The sequence below is a fragment of the Alteromonas sp. HB246098 genome, assembly GCF_054890645.1.
The window spans coordinates 218,200-235,907 of the sequence record NZ_JBTZUG010000006.1 but is presented as its reverse complement, the minus strand read 5'-3'; the positions used below and the strand labels follow the sequence as shown (position 1 = coordinate 235,907).

Sequence of the window (17,708 nt, the reverse complement as noted above, 5' to 3'; positions counted from 1 at the left end):
GCCTTCGTATACGTTAATGCATTACATCATGACGACGTCGTACTTATCCTGATTGTACAGTGTTTCGGTTTGGACCTTGATCTGTTTAGACACAAATACTTCTAGTTCGGCCAGCATATGAGACTCTTCACCCATTAAGGCTTCTGCCACTTTTGGTGAGGCATAAACCACAAACTTGTCTGCGTCATAGGCGCGATTCACCCTTACAATTTCACGCATAATTTCAAAGCAAATGGTTTCAATAGTTTTTACTGTGCCTCGGCCTTTGCACACAGGGCATTCGCCGCACAGTATATGCTCAATGCTTTCACGGGTGCGTTTACGGGTCATTTCAATAAGCCCTAACGCGGTAAAACCGTGAATATTTATTTTGGCTCTGTCCTTGTTCGTCGCCACCTCTAATGAATGTAAGACACGTCGTTTGTGGTCTGGTTCAATCATATCGATGAAGTCGATAAGGATCATACCGCCTAAGTTACGCAATCTTAGTTGACGGGCAATCGCCTGCGTCGCCTCAATATTAGTGTTAAAAATTGTTTCTTCTAAATTTCGGTGGCCAACAAAGGCACCAGTATTGATATCGATAGTGGTCATGGCTTCGGTTTGATCGATGATCAAATAGCCGCCAGATTTTAAGTCTACACGACGCTCTAGCGCCCGCTGTGCTTCGTTTTCAACATCATATAAATCAAAAATAGGTCTATCACCTGGGTAATACTCGAGCTTGCCGTTCATTTCCGGCACGTACTCTTTGGTAAACTGGTGTAGTTCGTTAAATGATAGTTTTGAGTCGATTCGAATTCTGTCTAGCTCTGTGCCTACAAAGTCTCGCAGAACCCGTCGTGCAAGCGGTAAATCTTCATAAAGCACGTTCGACTTGCGCTTTTTCATGCGAGACTGAATTTTATCCCACAGTCTTCGCAAAAACGCGGCGTCTGACTGCAACTCATTTTTACCTACGCCTTCTGCGGCAGTACGAAGAATAAAGCCACCGTTCTCATCACAAAACTCTTGTACAAGGGATTTTAAACGATCTCTTTCTGACTCTTCTTCAATGCGTTGCGATACACCAACGTGGGTTACCGAAGGCATAAATACCAAATAACGACTGGGGATAGTGATATCTGTGGTAAGGCGTGCACCTTTGGTACCGATGGGATCTTTTACCACTTGAACCACAATATCTTGACCATCACGCACCAGCTCGCGAATGTCCTGCTTCTGTATATGACTTGCCGAGACTTCTTCGGCAATTTCATTGTGAATAACAATATCAGAAGCATGTAAAAACGCCGCTTTTTCTAACCCAATATCGACAAATGCCGCCTGCATTCCCGGCAATACACGACTTACTTTTCCACGATAAATATTGCCAACTAAACCCCGTTTAGTATGACGCTCAACGTGAATTTCTTGCAGTATTCCGTTTTCAATAAGCGCTACCCGCGACTCTGACGGGGTAACGTTAATAAGCAGTTCAGCACTCACGACACAACTCCAAATGCATTAAGTAATTGGCGGGTTTCGTATAGCGGTAGGCCTATTACGGCACTTGCACTACCGTTGATAGAGACCACAAATTCACCACCAATACCCTGAATAGCGTAACTCCCTGCTTTATCAGCAGGTTCTCCTGTTTCCCAGTATGCGTCAATTTGCTCATCCGTCAATGCTGCAAAAGTCACAGATGTGGTAATGACTTGGGTCTGTTGCTGAGCGTCATCGAGTACACAAATAGCCGTAAGTACATCATGAGTTTTACCAGAAAGCATGGTAAGAATGCGTTTTGAGTCGGCTTTACCTTCAGGTTTACCCACACTTCGCCCGTTAAAAGATATAAGCGTGTCGCTAGCTAAAATGACTTTGTCTTTCGTCATTGCACGCTTAGTCACTAGCTGTGACTTCACCGCTTGGGCTTTTTCAGTGGCAAGCCTTGCTACAAGCTCCAATGGTGATTCATTTTCACGGGGCGACTCGTCAATATCGGCAGGTTGTATTGTATGGGCTATGTTCATTTGCTTGAGCAAAGCAGTGCGTCGTGGTGAGGCCGACGCTAACACTACCGATTTTGTCATTGGCTTACCTTTGGTTTAATCGTGAAGGTGTTTATATTAAGAAATTGATAATTGTCTGCGCGTACGCCTAAGTAGCCAAAACACCCACGGCCAAAGCACCATAGACGTTAAGACTGGCCACAAGTAATCCACTTGGAAATAAATATCCGTTAAGAGGTGTTGAACCCAAAACGTCAATAAATGATATAGCGAAGCAAGTAGACCAATGATAATTGCCTGCTGCCATACAGAGTAATTTCTTAGCCTTTGGTAATTGGCAGCCAATACATAAACACAAATACTTAAACCAAAGCTGTGAATGCCCAAGGTTGTGCCAACCAGCACATCCATCGCAACACCAGTTAAAAAGGCCACACCTACATTTACTCTGTGGGGCAAGGCCATACTCCAGTATGCGAGCACAACTAGCACCCAGTCAGGGCGATACACATCTACTTGAGTGGGCAAAGGGACAATTTGCAGTACCAGCGCCACTAACAGACTCAACCAAATAACGAGGTTACGTTTACGCATCTGAAGACTCTTCCTCGTTGGTAGCAGGTGTATTTACCTTTTCATCCTTACCAGACTCAGACTTTTGTGGCGAATCATCCGTACGCCATAAAAGTAGAAGATGACGAAGTCTGTCTAAATTCGCCATTGGTGTAACTATCACCCGAGCAAAAGGACGACTTTCATCTCTCACTACCTGTTTAACTGTTGCTACAGGGTAACCTTCTGGAAATACCTTCCCCAGCCCCGATGAAATAAGAGTATCGCCTTCCTGAATGTCTACGCTGTGCGGTACATGTTCAAGATATAACTCGTTAAGTGCGCCGCTGCCGGTGGCAATAAAGCGGATATCATTTCGAAGGGAGCGCACTGGGATGGCGTGTGTCACATCAGCAATCAGCAATACACGACTGTTGGTTGACCCCACTTCCATCACTTGACCGACAATACCTTTTTCATCAAGCACAGGCTGCGACAAATATACCCCATCTATTGCCCCTTTATTGATGACCACCTGCTGGCTATAGGGGTTTTTATCTACCGCCATCAGCTCGGCAACCATTTTTTGTGAAGATAGACGCACGGGAGCTTGCAGCAGCTCGCGAAGCTGAGCATTTTCTTTTGCGATAACATCGTACTGTTGAAGTTTTTCGCTCATTAGTAACAGCTGATTATTCAGCTTTTGATTTTCAGCCAGTAACTGTTCTTTAGAGGTAAGGCGCTGGGCGCTTTCGCTAAGCATTAACCCGGGGAGGTTAGCAATGTATTGAAGTGGGCTCATCAGAGAGTTGAGGTACACCCGCGTAGATTTGAAGCCATCCATTTTATGATCAACAAATATCAGTGTTACTGACAACACAAGCGCCAGGGTAAGCCTGATATTTAGAGAAGGGCCGCGAGTAAAAATAGTATCCATGATACAAATAAGGCAACCTTACGGTTGCCTTTCCTGTTTATTCGTAGCTAAACAGGTCGCCACCGTGAAGGTCAATCATATCGAAAGCCTTACCACCGCCGCGTGCTACACAGGTTAACGGATCATCAGCGATAACCACTGGGATACCCGTTTCTTCCATTAATAGCCTATCTAGATCTTTAAGAAGTGCACCACCGCCGGTAAGTACCATACCGCGCTCAGAAATATCAGAAGCAAGCTCTGGTGGAGACTGCTCTAGCGCCACCATAACGGCAGAAACAATACCCGTTAGCGGTTCTTGAAGCGCTTCAAGAATTTCATTTGAATTTAGCGTGAACCCGCGAGGTACGCCTTCTGCTAGATTGCGACCACGAACTTCGATCTCACGAACCTCTTCGCCTGGATACGCCGCGCCAATTTCGTGCTTAATACGCTCAGCAGTAGCTTCACCAATAAGAGAACCGAAATTACGACGAATATAGTTAATGATAGCTTCGTCAAACTTATCACCACCAATACGAACAGAAGATGAATAAACCACGCCGTTTAGTGAGATGATAGCAACCTCAGTAGTACCACCACCGATATCTACCACCATAGAACCCTGCGCTTCTGATACAGGCAAGCCTGCACCGATTGCCGCAGCCATTGGCTCGTCAATAAGGTAAACTTCTCGTGCACCTGCTCCCAAAGCAGATTCTTTAATCGCTCGGCGTTCTACTTGTGTTGAACCACAAGGTACACATACCAATACACGAGGACTAGGACGCAAGAAATTATTATCATGCACTTGCTTAATAAAGTGCTGAAGCATTTTTTCAGTCACGTAAAAGTCAGCGATAACACCGTCTTTCATCGGGCGGATAGCGCGTATATTACCTGGTGTACGACCAAGCATTCGCTTAGCTTCTGCACCTACTGCCGCAACACTTTTCGGCCCGGCTGCGCGCTCTTGACGAATAGCTACTACTGAAGGCTCGTTTAGAACAATACCCTGGTCTTTTACATAAATCAGCGTGTTTGCTGTTCCGAGGTCGATGGACAGATCATTAGAGAACATGCCTCGAAGCTTTTTAAACATGAAGTGTGTATTCCTGTTTCTGTGTTAACGCGTATTTGCAAAGGTGAGATGGCGACGCTTTAACGTGAAGTCGATATTTATTCGCACACTTTAACAATGGGGGCAATTTTGGGCAAGTGATGCTGTCACTTAGAGCCAAAATAACTACTTTATTAACAAGCAAATTCGGCGTCTGCCTTCATTAAGGCTTAGAACCTACGCGTTAATTGATTGATTCCTGCATTAGACTCACTAGTGACCCCATGAAAAGTGGAAGGTTCAAAAAAAACAATCTACCTATTGGTCCGGTTTTTTTAAGTACTGAGGTCGTGATGGTGTTTTTAACGCACGGCGTTACGACCAAACCTACCCCTTACTTTTCTAATTGTTGATTTGTTCGCGCTTGTAAATGATATTGTCGTTCCCTCTGTAAACACCATAGGTTAGCGTGGCGCTAGGCGGATTGTCAGCTTCGCCATCTCCATCCCAATCCCACAGCAACCATGCATCAGGGGTATAAGTCACAGGATAATTACCAGCCCCGTTTGGCGATGATAAACGCATGCCTTCGCCGGTGGTATACGCACCTTCACTTAGGGTTCCGTCTTCAGAAGAAACTAGCTCACCTGAGGCATCATTTATATTAGCATGTGCAAAATCCGTGCAGCTGTCATATGTGTTTATGCGCCACGTTTGACCGTCCCAGTATTGGGTGCGAAGTGGTAACAGTAGGGCTTCATCTGCTGCGCCATAGTTGTTTATTAGCGTGGCTCGGCCGTAGGCGAAGTTGATCGCATCACCAAAATCATCAACACAGGAACCAGCGCAAGAAAGCCCATTAAAGTTTGCGCTCTCAATTTGTCCACTATCAGCCACCAGCGCAATAACTGCATCCATATATGCTCCGTCGAGTGCTGCGCTCCCCAAACGACTAAATACTATGTCATTGTCAGAGAAGGTGATTTGACCTGTAGTCCCACTTTGAGGCCATGTTATCGAATTTGTATTTTCTAGACGGTCTAGCAGGTTTCCGTCGTGTTCAACCTGCAAACCAAGGTTTGTTAATTTGTCGAAGCCATCGTAGTAGTTCACAGTGCGGCTGCCATTTTGATTAAGGGCAGTAAGTGTAAAGCTTACCTCATCAATAGGTTGGCCAAAATAGTTAAACCTATCACTGGCAGTACATGCCGCTACTACGTCTCCAGTTAGAGAAAAGTTAGAGGGCGCAAACCTACCTACATTATCTACCTGCCCTAGCACGGTAGCATTTGTTAAATACGTGCTTTGCGCCGCAATAGATATAGTGCCAACCTCATCATAATTTACGGCCAGGTTAACTTTACCTTCGTTATCAAAGTTGACACTGGTAGCGCTTAATGACCCCGGTGCCCCCCCTGCTGGCAAGGTTTGTTGAGGTGTTAAGGTGACACTACCTGTATAGTGTTCAGCTGTGCTGTTATTGGTTAAATCAGCGAAATTATCTGGTACACCATCGTTGTTATTATCTTCGCCATCAACCCACTGCACAGTGCGAAGGCCTAATACAAAGTCTTCTCCCGTATGCGCTAGCAATGAACCATTCGCGTTAGTCGCATATCCGTTTGGATTTGTACTGGTAGCACTGTCATTTAAGATATCCATAGCAAATCCAAACGGGCGAACTGCAAAGATATTTGAAGAGCCCGTTATGGCAGTTCTGTCAGTGATTGTTCCTGTAAGCGACAATTCTCCCGCGTCAGGATACTGCACTGTGAACTCCGCCCGAGAATTTGCGTCAAACTGCAGCGCAAATGTCTCTGCTGATAACCCAAGTTCGTACGTATTGTTGTTATTTGAAAAGGCCATCTTATTCGAGCAGTTGCTAGAACTTGCGCAATTGTAGTTAAGATCCACATCCACTATTTTATTTTTTAAAAGTTCTGAATTTCCACAGGCCTCGACAGCATAGGTCTTACTATTAAAGCCTTGGTCAGATGGCTTGCCTGATAGCAGGGTAACTATGGTTGTGTTGTCGTCAGAAAGGTTTTTGAATACCAATCCATCGTTTTCAAAATCTATTTTGCAGCCTTCTATACCTACTTCGTTTCCGCCAATAAAACAGCGAAGCTGGGATGACGGCGTTTCTCCTAAAGTTGCAAGCTTTGTATCGTTCCCTCTAAGACTGTCGAGCGCTAACGAAATCTGTCCAGTAAACGAGACCGTATCACTTCCACTCCATTGAAAATTATTGCTATTTTGAGGAGATAAAATAACGCTAGAAGGCTGAGAGTAGATAAGATCGCAATTTACATCTGCGCAAGCTTTAAGCGTTATTTCTTTAGCTGCACAACTACTGCCTTTGTCATCTGCTAGCTCATAGCGATAATGATTGAGTACTTCGATAACCTCTCGACCGCAGATACCGGGAATATTATTTGGTACTTCATTTGCTGTAACTTTAAGAGGCGCAGGAACATCTACTTGGCGCGAGGAAACAGATTCAATTCCCCCGCCTGCGTTAAATCGTCCAACAATAGTTTCATCACCTACATTAGCAAACGTTACCGTACCTTTGGCAATAACTAACGCTTTGGGGTTAGAGCCATCAATGACTACGTCGCCGTCTACATAAATAGCTAAATAGGCACCATCGGCAACCGTTATATTAGCATTAGCCATAACGAAGCGGGTTGGTTGACCTGCTGGATTAGTACCAGGATCGGAAACATAGATTCTAGTTGGCGCGACAACGTTATAGTTACCTGCTGCCATCAGTACATTTAGCCGGTTAAAATAGTAATCCCCGGCTAAATTGCCCTCGGCTATTTCAGGGCCGCTGTTATCAACAGTAATAGTAGGTATGGCTCTGGCCTGTGACTCGGTCAGTGAGTCTGTGTTATTCACCGTACAGTCAACACCCGGCTCTCCACATTTAGGATAGTCCGCTGTGCCTGCGGTTCCACCAGCTATTAGTTGTGTTGCACTCAATACCCCGCCGTTTTCATCAATAATACGGCTATTAGCGGGAAGGTTAATTGCCGAGCCGCCAAATGCAGCTATAGCCCCTGGAAACGCCACGTCACAACTTGGCACTTCACCACTAAAGACAAACTCTGATGTCATAGCCAGAATGCTGGCCTCTTCTTCGGAGTGATTACGTTCTGAATCTAAACTTCGGTCTTCATCAACGCGAAGCCCCAATCTTGTGTTACTAACCCCGCAACTACGTAACCACCCACCGTCGGCTCCATTGCGGCTTATCTTACTGGCAGCAACCAATGGGGTTTGCGTATAAGAGTTCTTAAAGTTATTTCTAAAGCAGCCGTCACTCCAGCCCTGAATAAGAACATCTGCAAAATCAGCCTCCCAAACCACCTCGACACCATTGTCGTCAAAGAACCTGCGATCAAACCCTTCCGTGGTTGCCATATAAGCAACGGTCTCGGGTCGTGTTACCGGTTCATAATCGGTTTCTGATGCTTCCAAGGCAATGTAGTAGGAAGGCGCATCATATTTAGCCGCAATAGTTAAAAATGGTAGTAAATGCTCATTAGGGGGCTTTTTCCCATCCACATCGACCTGATTATTGACAGTTTGGATGGAGTGGAAGAAAACGGGCTGCTCACCAAAGTCTGTCTGTAGCGGCACTTCTGCGTATCGCGCATCTTCAGTACCGGGCACTAATGGCCCTGTTGGGATATACCAAGGAGAATTAGTAGAGGCCTGTATAGTAGTAGCATCCAACTCCATTTGCCCTACTTCAACGATATCCCCGTTAGGAAATTCATGAACGCCATAGGCAATAGCTAAGTAATGCCCACCCATGGTGATGTGAGGGCCATCTTCACCGGAAGGCTCAAGTGGTAATGCTTCAAAACCCGTTCTGGTCACGTTGCGAATTTTAACAATAGCAGGGTTACCCCCCTGATTTGTCGATAGCATAAACACGGCTGGAGGCTCGTCGTATACCTGCGAAAAGCTTATGGTTGTCCACTCTGCTTTGTTGTAGGTATTTTGAAGTTCGATGAACCTGCCTTCGATTTGGGGCACGGCTAGTACGGGCAGCGCAGGCATAAACAGCAGAAAAGCCAAAAAGAGACGAACAAGAGATTTACGGAAAGTCATTATTCTTCCTGCCTTACTTCAACAAGAACACGTTTGGAGGTTGTAAGTTGACCTACGCTGCACTGCGCTTCTGCTCCCAATGCATAAACCCTAATTTCACCAGCGGCAACTTCAGGCTCTTCAACTTCTGGCTCCACCTCACAAGATAGCGTAATTACGCAATTCTGCACATTAGCGGCATCTATAGTTACTGGTTGAGTAATTACGGCACACGCGGGGTTATTACCATTAATTAGTCTAGAAATAGCGACTTCCATTCCACTTTGGGCGGCTAAATAAGCACGAGCACCATAATATTCAATGGATTGCTGCCGGATGTTAGATGAAATTTGGTTAGATAAAGCTATACCGAGCCCTAAAAGAACAATGCTTATAATGATCGCAACAATCGTTGTCGAGCCTTTTTGTCGAACAAGAGAACCACGCAATCCAACTGTACGCTGGCCGCTGAGATTAACGTTTAATTGGCGTGTTTTACTATGGCACATTAGGAAAATGCACCTCATGTACAACCGATATTTGTTCGTCATCACTGCTTTCTAACGTCATTTGTAGCTCAATTAAGCCATTTTGGCGTAAACCCGCGGTGACCACATTCGCGCTCCACGATGCCACATTAATTCCAAGAACGCCCGACGTAGCGCCTTGTGTTCTTATTAAGCGTTCACCTTGGGCTGTAGACGTTCTACAAATTGTCACCTGCGCTTCAGGAACAAAGAAGCGTTTGCCTGGTGAGGATTGTGTGTTCGCGGCGCTAAGCGTGAGGTCGTACTGATTACTATCAGTCAATAATGGATCGGTAATAATTGTTCGCCCGTTATCATCCACGCTTTGTGGATTCGTTGGGTATATAACGAGGGTGTCGCCCTTACTTAACTGACTATTAAACACGACTACGTGCATAATGTTGTTAAACGCATCACCAACGTAGGTGCCGCTTTCCTTGATAGGGTAATATGAAAGGCATCCTAAACTCGAATCGAATGACACAGAGTTGGGTACCACATTGCGCAGCTCTTTTTCCAGTCGCAAAATAATAAAGCGCGCGTCTGAAACAAGCCGAGTGCGCTCTGCGCCTGTTATGTAAATTTGGGCACTGAGTGAAAACACTTGCGCTACAGATACACTAATTACGCCTAAGATGGTGATCACCAAAATAAGCTCTATAAGCGTAAAACCGCGCTGACGCTGTGCTTTGCGTGGAAACATTAATAGCTCCCTCGATAAGCACTGAAGTTGTAAACTTGGCCGTCCGGTGCAGTCACTGCTATATCAATACGCTTGAACGTTTGCCCATCAGTTGGCGTACTGTCATCTAAGTCACTGTCGTAATCTACCGTTACCGCAAAACCAAAATTGTTATAGTTACCGCCCACATTACCCACTATATAACCGTTGTAGTCGTCAACATCGTCATAGTCGTCTTCACTCGCCTCTTCAGGACCAAGGGTTGTTGAACAATTTCCTTTAGTATTACAAGTTTCAAAAGGCGGGCTTCGGTCGCTGTTTTCATCATAAGAGCGGCTTAGAATATCGTTCATTAACGATTGGCCCAACTTAGCTGCTTTTACTTGACGAAATGGTTCAGCCGTTTGTTCAGCTTGCGGCACAATGAGCGACAGCACTATTGTTAAGCTGATAGTGAATACAACAATACCAATTACTAGCTCTAATAAAGTAAAGCCTTCACTGTGTTTTCTACGCGTAGGTAACATTACGCTAGCACGCATAAATGGCTCCTTCACTTTGCAAACACATGGTAAAGGTACTTATTTGAATTTTGCAGTTAGTTGAGCAGGCAATATTGCTTGGTCGGCCAAACCCGTCAAACTGAATTTGAGAAAAGCTATCGCCGTTCTCATCTGCAGTTTGAAAAGTAAAATCGGTGCTTGATGCGTTGACAACCTGATCGGCATCAAAAGCAGAGGAAAGAGTATTTGCGCAATCGTGCCCGGCAGGGGGAGCAATAACTGTACTCGTTATTTTCACGCAGCTGCTGTCTTGTACGTTTTGCATGGCGCGAAGCTGCATATTGCGCACTAACTGAAGGGTTCTGTCCCGAAGTGCTATGGCTTCTTCAGTGTCGCTACCAAGAAAGCGAGGTGCGGCGGTTACCGCCAGCACCCCAATAACCAATATGGTTATAATAAGTTCTACGAGTGTAAAACCGCTTTTCTTCACATTACTCTACACACGTGTTTACAGTAATTGTAGGGCGCTCGCCTTCGGCTGCATTAACATATTGGACCGAGCATTTATCGCCTGCTGTATCAGGAGCATTCGCAGCATCCGAATAGTCACCATACCCTGTGTAATAAATAAACGCTGTATCGGTGCCATTAGTTGAGACCAAATATTCATCAGGTAAGTCTAGTAGCTTCGTGAAATTCGCAGCGTCATCACCATCTGGGTAACCATTAACAGTTGTAACATCTACTGCAGCATCGTTCACGCCGTTTCCATCCAGGTCGACAAAACCAGTCGCACCAGCTTCATCTGCAATAAGTGCTTTGCCGTATATAACCGAAGAAGAAGACTCCAATGAACCAGCAATACCTTCCAATACAGAATCACGTGCATCGTCTTGAAGGTTCAAAAACTTAGGTGCTGCGGTTACCGCGAGGATACCCAGCAATACAATTACAATGATTAACTCGATTAGGGTAAAACCCTTTTGTGTTGATACTTTTTGCATAATCAAACTTCCTGAGTATTAATTAAAAAACAGTAACCTGGCCAGTGGCTGGGTTGTAAGTGAAACCGTCAAACGAGGTACCGTCAGGCGTGCCGTCTGCTGGTGCTGAAGTATTAGGTAAACCCATAGACTCAACTAAGTAGTAAACACAAAGCGTGTTTGCACCAGAGTCATCTGAACGTACCGCGTATCTGAAATCAGCAACAACCGTATCGTTTGTCGATGTGGTGTTGGTAGGTGCCGACTGTAGAATTAGGTCAAATGTGTTTTTACACTCGGTATTGTTAACCGTAGAAATAAGTGTATTACCAGTAGAGCTGCCGGTAGGGTAACCAATGGTACCGTCAACGCCCACTGGCGTTTGGTCGTAAGTAACCACTGTGCCGTTGCCGTTCCCGTTGTTGCCACTTGGGCGACCTTCTACTTCCCATTGCGCGCGCACAAGACCTACAGCAGCGGCAAAGCCCCCTGCTACACCTTCTACACTAGCTTCTCGTGCTTCATCGGTAACATCGATAAAACGCGGTAGCGCCGTAGCCGCCAGCAAGCCTAAAATAATTACAACAATGATAAGCTCTATCAGCGTAAAACCTTGCTGTCTCGTGTTCATAGCATCTCCTAGATTACAAATAAGCGCATAACTCCGACGCTTAGTTAACTTTTTCTTTCTCTTACTACGCCGCTACCAGCGTTGTACTCAAACCAAACTTTGTCTTGAACAAAAAATACACACTGCAAATATCCGTTTGCGTATTCATCGCTTACCGATATTTTTGACGACACATCGAATTCCCTTAAAGTCGCCAATGTGAACATGTATTCACACGCATTTCCTTGGTCCGGTTCCAGCCCCTCAGGCCAACCCTTTGTATTTACAAATAACTCTGCAGCGACTTCTTTTTGCTGCTTTATACTGCCACTGGCATCAAAGTCCGTTTCGTAAATCAAAACCCTTGATTGCTTGGACTTTATCCATTGGGCTCTGGCTAACATAACAACCCGTTGAAACTGAGCCACTGCGTTTTCTTTGTTTACTTGCTCAGCTTCTTCTATCACCGGTGATGCGTAATACACGTACGATGTAGCCAAAACAGCGAGCACCAACCCAATCACGATAAAGTTAAATAACCCTGCTCTAGTGCTAGCCACGTTTTACCCCACTGAAATAGCGAACCTATTACCCGCCTTTCACCGCCGACATCATGTTCCACATTGGTGTAAAGATGCCAAGCGCCAGTATCAACACCATGACCGCCACAAAACCGATTAAAATAGGCTCTATTTTGGCGGTTAAGCTCTTAAGGTCGAAATCGACTTCACGTTCGTAATAATCTGCGCTTTCTTCTAAAAGCGGCTCTAATCGACCCGTTTCCTCACCCACAGCAATCATCTGTAATACAAGTGTAGAAAACAGTTCGCTATTTTTCGAAACTCTCAGCAAACTTTCGCCTTTTTCTATGCCTTGGCGCATCTCTTTAATGCGCATTTGCATATGAGCGTTATCTACAGCATCCGCTGTTAGTGACAGGCCCGCAGTTAGCGGCACACCTGCACGCAAAATCATAGAAAAGCTACGGCTATATCTTGATAATAATGATCGCTCAATAATGCTGCCTACGACAGGCAACTTTAGTTTAAATTTGTCCCATTTAAGTCGTCCATTAGTCGAATTAACGTATTGTTTAGCCGAGAAAATTATTCCAATTAATACGATTAAAATTAGCCACCAGTAGTTTACAAAGAAGTTTGAAGTGCCTATAAGCACGCGAGTCATTATGGGTAGTTCGGTATCGAACCGCTCAAACATTTGTGTGAAAACGGGTACAACGAAAAGATTCAATATAAACATAGCAATAGCGAGTGCTATCAATACAAAGGTGGGGTATCGCAATGCGGATTTAATGCGCTTTCGCGTTTCCTGTTCCCGTTCGAAATAGAGGGCTAACTGCAGGAAAACATCGTCTAGCTTACCGGTATTTTCACCTACTACGACAACAGAAATGGTTAACCGCGTGAAGACTTTTTCATACTTTGTCATGGCCGAAGATAAGCTTCTGCCTTGCTCAAGCTGATCAGCGATGTCCTTTAAAATTTCTTGGAAACGCTTATGTGAGGCGTTTTCACTTAGCCCTTTTATTGCCCGAATAATCGGAATACCCGCTTTAAGCAGCGAGTACATTTGGCGTGAAAAGATGATCATCTCATCTAGTCCGACTTTAGGTTCGAATAGACGCCCAACGTCTAGACCATCGCCCGCTTTTGCCGCTTTTTTAGTTTCTTCTATCGAAATAGGCACTATGTTTTTAGACAACAAAGCCTGCGCCGCTGCTTGCGCAGACGCAGCTTCAATAATGCCTTTTTGAGGGCCACCTTGAGCCGATTTACCCGCATAACTAAATTGAGGCATTAGTGATTCACCACCTCGGGTACAAATTCAGCCACCTTAAAGACCTCGTCTAACGAGGTTTTACCTTCTGCGGCATAATCTAGTGCCATATGTGAAAGAGGCACAAAGTCTTTGTTGGCCTTTGTCGCATCAACAAAACCTTGAGTATTATCGTCGCGCAGGGCCTCCATCATGTCTTCGTTCATTTCTAAAAATTCGAAAACACCTATACGTCCTTTGTAGCCTGTATGGTTACAGCTATTACAGCCTCTACCCTTGCAAAACGTTGCACTTGCTAGCTCTGGTTTTAAGAAACCTACCCATGCTTGCTCTTGCGCACTGGGCGCTCGCTCCTCTTTACAGTTTTCGCATAAGCGACGTACCAGGCGCTGCGCCAACACCCCACGCAATGAGGTAGCGACTAGATAGGGCGCCGCGCCCATATCGATAAGACGTATGGCACTGGTGACCGAGTCGTTTGTGTGAAGTGTACTTAATACCAAGTGACCGGTTAGTGCGCCTCTAAGCCCTATTTCTACGGTTTCTTGATCGCGCATCTCCCCCACCATAATAATGTCAGGGTCTTGTCGAAGGGTGGTACGCAAAATAGATGCGAAGTCGAGACCAATTTTCGAGTTCACTTGTACTTGGTTTATACGAGGCAAGCGATATTCAATGGGGTCTTCTGCGGTAATGATTTTCAAATCGGGCTTATTGAGTTCGCTTAGCGCGCCATACAAGGTGGTAGTTTTACCCGAACCCGTTGGCCCGGTTACCAATATCATGCCGTGAGGTCGGTTTATGGCGGCGCGAAATTTTTCGGCCATTGCATCTGGCATCCCCGTCTGGTCTAACGTCAAAAGACCTGCGGATTGATCTAGCAAACGCATAACCACCGCTTCACCGTTAGCGACAGGCATGGTGGAAACACGCACATCAAGGGTGTGACCTTTCACTTTAATATTGAAACGCCCATCTTGAGGAATACGCTTTTCTGATATGTCGAGACCTGACATTAGTTTGAGTCTAAGTACCAACGCAGCGGCAATTTTTACCTGGTTTAGCGTATTTTCTTGCAATACACCATCTACACGCTGCCTGATACGCAGAATATTCTCATCTGGCTCGATATGAATATCAGAAGCGCGCACCTGAACCGCATCTTCAAAAATAGAGTGAAGCAGTTTTACTACCGTGGCATCTGAAGTGGTATCGTCGAGAGCAGACAATTCAAAGTCGGCCTCATCGGCGTACTCTTCACCTAACTTTTCTGCAAATGACGCTATATCCTGGGTACGTCGATAAACCGAATCAAACGCTTCTAACATCTGATTTTCTTGAACTATTGCCAGCTCGATATTGCGCGGCGCTACTAGCGGACCCAACTGATCAAGACCGCCTAAGTCAGTGGGGTCGCTCATTCCAATCAGCACTTCATCGTCGTCAGCTTCGAGTACTAGCGCGCGATAACGCCTTGCATAGGTTTCTGGGATAAGTTGTGCTTGCTCTGGATCTATTCGACGCTGTGTAATATCTAAAAAAGGAATATTGAGCTGCTGAGCAAGAAAGCGAAGAAGTTGCGGCTCGCTGATAAAGCCTAAGTCAATAAGCGTATCACCAAGTTTTCGCCCGGATGCGCGCTGTGCCGATAGCGCATTATCAAGCTGCTCGCTGGTAATGATATTTTCGTGAACTAATAAATCGCCGAGGCGCATCTTTAATCGAGGACGCATTAAGGTTGCTCCTGTAAATCGGTTAGGCGGGCACTAGCATATTGCGATGATGTAGAAGAGAGGCCACCAATCGCAAGGGCTCTGGAATATGAAGATATGGCTAAACGCTTGTCAGACAGTGCATCGTAATTCACCCCCAGTGCCAACCACCATTTTGCATTATTTGGTTGTAGCGAGGTCATAGCGCTAAACGCCGAAATAGCTTGTTCTGGTTTATTAACTGTTTGTGCAGAGGTCCCCTTTAGTATCAGATAATCGATACGTTTTTCAGCCAGTGCTTTGGCATCTAAGTTGTCTGGCATAAGGTTCAGAGCTTCTTCAAAACGGCTTTCTTGAACCAAAATCTTAGCCATGAGTTCGCGCCACACTAACGATTCTGGCGACATCACAACGCCTTCCGAAAGTACCTGTAACGCTTGTAGGTTGTTATTTTGACCAAAATAAAGCGCGGCCAATTGTTTGCGAGCCTCGGTATTTTGCGGGTAGGTAGCCAGTGCAAGAGTAAAGCTTTTTTGGGCGTCGTCGAAAATACCAAAATTGTAAGCTTTAAGCCCTGCCTCTAAATGAACGGCGCTTTGTTGCTCTGGGGATTTAGGCGTAACGTCAATCGCAGGCTCACGTGAAATAATGCTGTTTGGCTTAGGCGAGCTCAATTCACTGCTTGTTTTAACGTTTGCTCCAAGGTTTGTCTTGTTGTGCGTTTGTATGTTTGCTTTTTCTTGGGTTAAGCCTGAGGCTTTCACTACCGCCGAGCTGGTTTCTCCAGTCTCTGCTAATATGTTTGCGGCTGATATGATTTCGTCTTCAACTTCGGCTGCCTGTTTATCTGTCTTTTTATCTGACTGGGCATCCGAGTTTGAGCTTGAAGAATTAGCAACTTGCGTACGTTGCCTATATTCTGCTTCGTCGTCGGCTACCGTTTCATCAATACTGTTAAATACAATCTCGGCCACATCTGACGGCGTATTTTGATATGCCAAATCTTCTTCGGATAACGGCGTAGACTTCATGCCTTCTAACTGTTGTTCGGCTCTATCGACATCTTGCTTGGAAGTACTTTCATTGTCAGTTGTAATGGACTCATTTTGCACCGAGCTCGCTGCTGTATTCGGTACATCGATTTTTGCAACAGTATCAAGGCTACCTGTATTAGCAGAACTCTTACTATCCCCTGACTCAGTTACGCTATTAAACACCAGCCAGCTAAATAGCCCTAGTGCGATGAGCGCAATTAGCGCTTTTGGCCAAAGCGAGCGATTTTCGACTTGAACTGTAGGCGGCAAGCCAAAATCTTCGTTCTGGTTTCGCTCATCTAGCGATCTCAAGGTGTCATTTAAAATGCTCATAAGCCCGGCGCCCCGTAAAGGTGAAGCGCACTTGCTACAGCAACCGCAGCTATGGATAAAATAACAATGCTTTGCCTAGGAACAAGCCTTCGTTTACAGTCATCAGTATCAAACACTGCGTTTATCGTATGTTGCCAATTCGCTGCGCTTTTACCCTGACCGTAAGCACGAAGAAGAATTTTGTGGCAAACAATATTGACCAACCGTGGCGTTCCTCGGGTGACTAATGCAATAAAACCCCGTAAACCTTTAGAAATTAACTGCTCGCTTCCGCCCGCCGTTGTTAGCCTATGGCCAATGTAGTAATCCACTTCTGCCGACGTCATTGTGCGCAGCGTGTAAGAAAAGCTGATGCGCTGACGGATTTGCCTAACCTTGGGGTTTGACAGGTTAGCGTCAAGCTCTGGCTGGCCGAATAAAACGATTTGAAGCAGCTTACTTTTCTCAGTTTCTAAGTTGCTAAATAAGCGCAGCATCTCAAGTGCATCCCAGCTTAACGATTGCGCTTCATCGATAATCAGTACCGCTTGCCGCCCCTCTTGTTTAAGCGCTAAAAGCCTTGACTCTATGGCACTGTGTAACCCTTGAGAAGCTTCGTTTTTACTTATATCAATACCTAATTCATTGGCGAATGCTATACGCAACTCGTCAGGGCTTAAGTATGGATTCGGCAAGTAACAGGCTACGAATTTGTCCGAAAGGTGGTTTATCAGTTTGCGGCACAACAGGGTTTTACCTGTACCTACTTCACCGGTCACTTTAATAAAGCCCTCAGACATACTTAATGCAGACAAAATGACTTTTAACGCTTCATTGTGCGGCGCCAGCGCACAAAAGAAATCCGTGTTCGGCGTAAGCGAAAACGGCATTTCTGTGAAATGATAAAAGCCTTGGTACATAA

At 45.4% G+C, this 17,708-nt stretch carries 17 protein-coding genes; all 17 read right to left on the bottom strand.

What is annotated here, in order from left to right:
* Positions 1–21: 21 nt before the first annotated feature.
* Complete coding sequence (rng, locus tag ACYTPF_RS14315) at positions 22–1,488, bottom strand: ribonuclease G (protein ID WP_179982059.1); 1,467 nt, start codon at positions 1,486–1,488, stop codon at positions 22–24.
* A complete protein-coding gene (locus tag ACYTPF_RS14310; protein WP_179982058.1) occupies positions 1,485–2,075 on the bottom strand; it encodes a Maf family protein in 591 nt (196 codons plus the stop codon). Before ACYTPF_RS14310 ends, rng begins: the two co-directional genes overlap by 4 nt.
* Before the next feature lie 36 nt (positions 2,076–2,111).
* Positions 2,112–2,588 (bottom strand): rod shape-determining protein MreD, encoded by a 477-nt coding sequence (mreD, locus tag ACYTPF_RS14305; RefSeq protein ID WP_118490591.1) that lies wholly within the window; start codon positions 2,586–2,588, stop codon positions 2,112–2,114.
* Entirely contained in the window at positions 2,581–3,483 is a 903-nt protein-coding gene (gene mreC, locus ACYTPF_RS14300; RefSeq protein ID WP_461852687.1) for a rod shape-determining protein MreC, read from the bottom strand. Before mreC ends, mreD begins: the two co-directional genes overlap by 8 nt.
* Positions 3,484–3,520: 37 nt before the next feature.
* Positions 3,521–4,564: a rod shape-determining protein gene (locus ACYTPF_RS14295; protein ID WP_118490596.1), complete on the bottom strand. Its 1,044-nt coding sequence runs from the start codon at positions 4,562–4,564 to the stop codon at positions 3,521–3,523.
* Between the two features lie 360 nt (positions 4,565–4,924).
* Positions 4,925–8,647 carry a DUF6701 domain-containing protein gene (locus ACYTPF_RS14290; RefSeq protein ID WP_461852686.1) on the bottom strand — a complete coding sequence of 1,241 codons (3,723 nt, stop codon included), beginning with the start codon at positions 8,645–8,647 and terminating at the stop codon, positions 4,925–4,927.
* Positions 8,647–9,135: an agglutinin biogenesis protein MshP gene (locus ACYTPF_RS14285; protein WP_461852685.1), complete on the bottom strand. Its 489-nt coding sequence runs from the start codon at positions 9,133–9,135 to the stop codon at positions 8,647–8,649. The genes ACYTPF_RS14290 and ACYTPF_RS14285 overlap by 1 nt, the downstream gene beginning before the upstream one ends.
* Positions 9,125–9,856: a PilW family protein gene (locus tag ACYTPF_RS14280; protein WP_461852684.1), complete on the bottom strand. Its 732-nt coding sequence runs from the start codon at positions 9,854–9,856 to the stop codon at positions 9,125–9,127. The genes ACYTPF_RS14285 and ACYTPF_RS14280 overlap by 11 nt, the downstream gene beginning before the upstream one ends.
* Positions 9,856–10,377 carry a type IV pilus modification PilV family protein gene (locus tag ACYTPF_RS14275; RefSeq protein WP_461852683.1) on the bottom strand — a complete coding sequence of 174 codons (522 nt, stop codon included), beginning with the start codon at positions 10,375–10,377 and terminating at the stop codon, positions 9,856–9,858. The genes ACYTPF_RS14280 and ACYTPF_RS14275 overlap by 1 nt, the downstream gene beginning before the upstream one ends.
* Entirely contained in the window at positions 10,367–10,828 is a 462-nt protein-coding gene (locus tag ACYTPF_RS14270; RefSeq protein WP_461852682.1) for a type II secretion system protein, read from the bottom strand. The genes ACYTPF_RS14275 and ACYTPF_RS14270 overlap by 11 nt, the downstream gene beginning before the upstream one ends.
* A 1-nt stretch (position 10,829) precedes the next feature.
* Positions 10,830–11,342, bottom strand: a complete 513-nt coding sequence (locus ACYTPF_RS14265) for a prepilin-type N-terminal cleavage/methylation domain-containing protein (RefSeq protein WP_461852681.1) — start codon at positions 11,340–11,342, stop codon at positions 10,830–10,832.
* 22 nt (positions 11,343–11,364) lie between these two features.
* The gene (locus tag ACYTPF_RS14260) at positions 11,365–11,952 is read right to left on the bottom strand and encodes a prepilin-type N-terminal cleavage/methylation domain-containing protein (protein ID WP_269917640.1); all 588 of its coding nucleotides are present in this window, start codon (positions 11,950–11,952) and stop codon (positions 11,365–11,367) included.
* Positions 11,953–11,996: 44 nt separating this feature from the next.
* A complete protein-coding gene (locus ACYTPF_RS14255; RefSeq protein WP_179982051.1) occupies positions 11,997–12,491 on the bottom strand; it encodes a hypothetical protein in 495 nt (164 codons plus the stop codon).
* 28 nt (positions 12,492–12,519) lie between these two features.
* The gene (locus ACYTPF_RS14250; RefSeq protein ID WP_461852680.1) at positions 12,520–13,749 is read right to left on the bottom strand and encodes a type II secretion system F family protein; all 1,230 of its coding nucleotides are present in this window, start codon (positions 13,747–13,749) and stop codon (positions 12,520–12,522) included.
* On the bottom strand, positions 13,749–15,461 hold the full coding sequence (locus ACYTPF_RS14245) for a GspE/PulE family protein (protein WP_179982049.1): 1,713 nt from the start codon (positions 15,459–15,461) through the stop codon (positions 13,749–13,751). Before ACYTPF_RS14245 ends, ACYTPF_RS14250 begins: the two co-directional genes overlap by 1 nt.
* A complete protein-coding gene (locus tag ACYTPF_RS14240) occupies positions 15,461–16,807 on the bottom strand; it encodes a tetratricopeptide repeat protein (RefSeq protein ID WP_461852679.1) in 1,347 nt (448 codons plus the stop codon). The genes ACYTPF_RS14245 and ACYTPF_RS14240 overlap by 1 nt, the downstream gene beginning before the upstream one ends.
* Positions 16,804–17,706 (bottom strand): ExeA family protein, encoded by a 903-nt coding sequence (locus ACYTPF_RS14235; protein WP_461852678.1) that lies wholly within the window; start codon positions 17,704–17,706, stop codon positions 16,804–16,806. The genes ACYTPF_RS14240 and ACYTPF_RS14235 overlap by 4 nt, the downstream gene beginning before the upstream one ends.
* Positions 17,707–17,708: the final 2 nt, after the last annotated feature.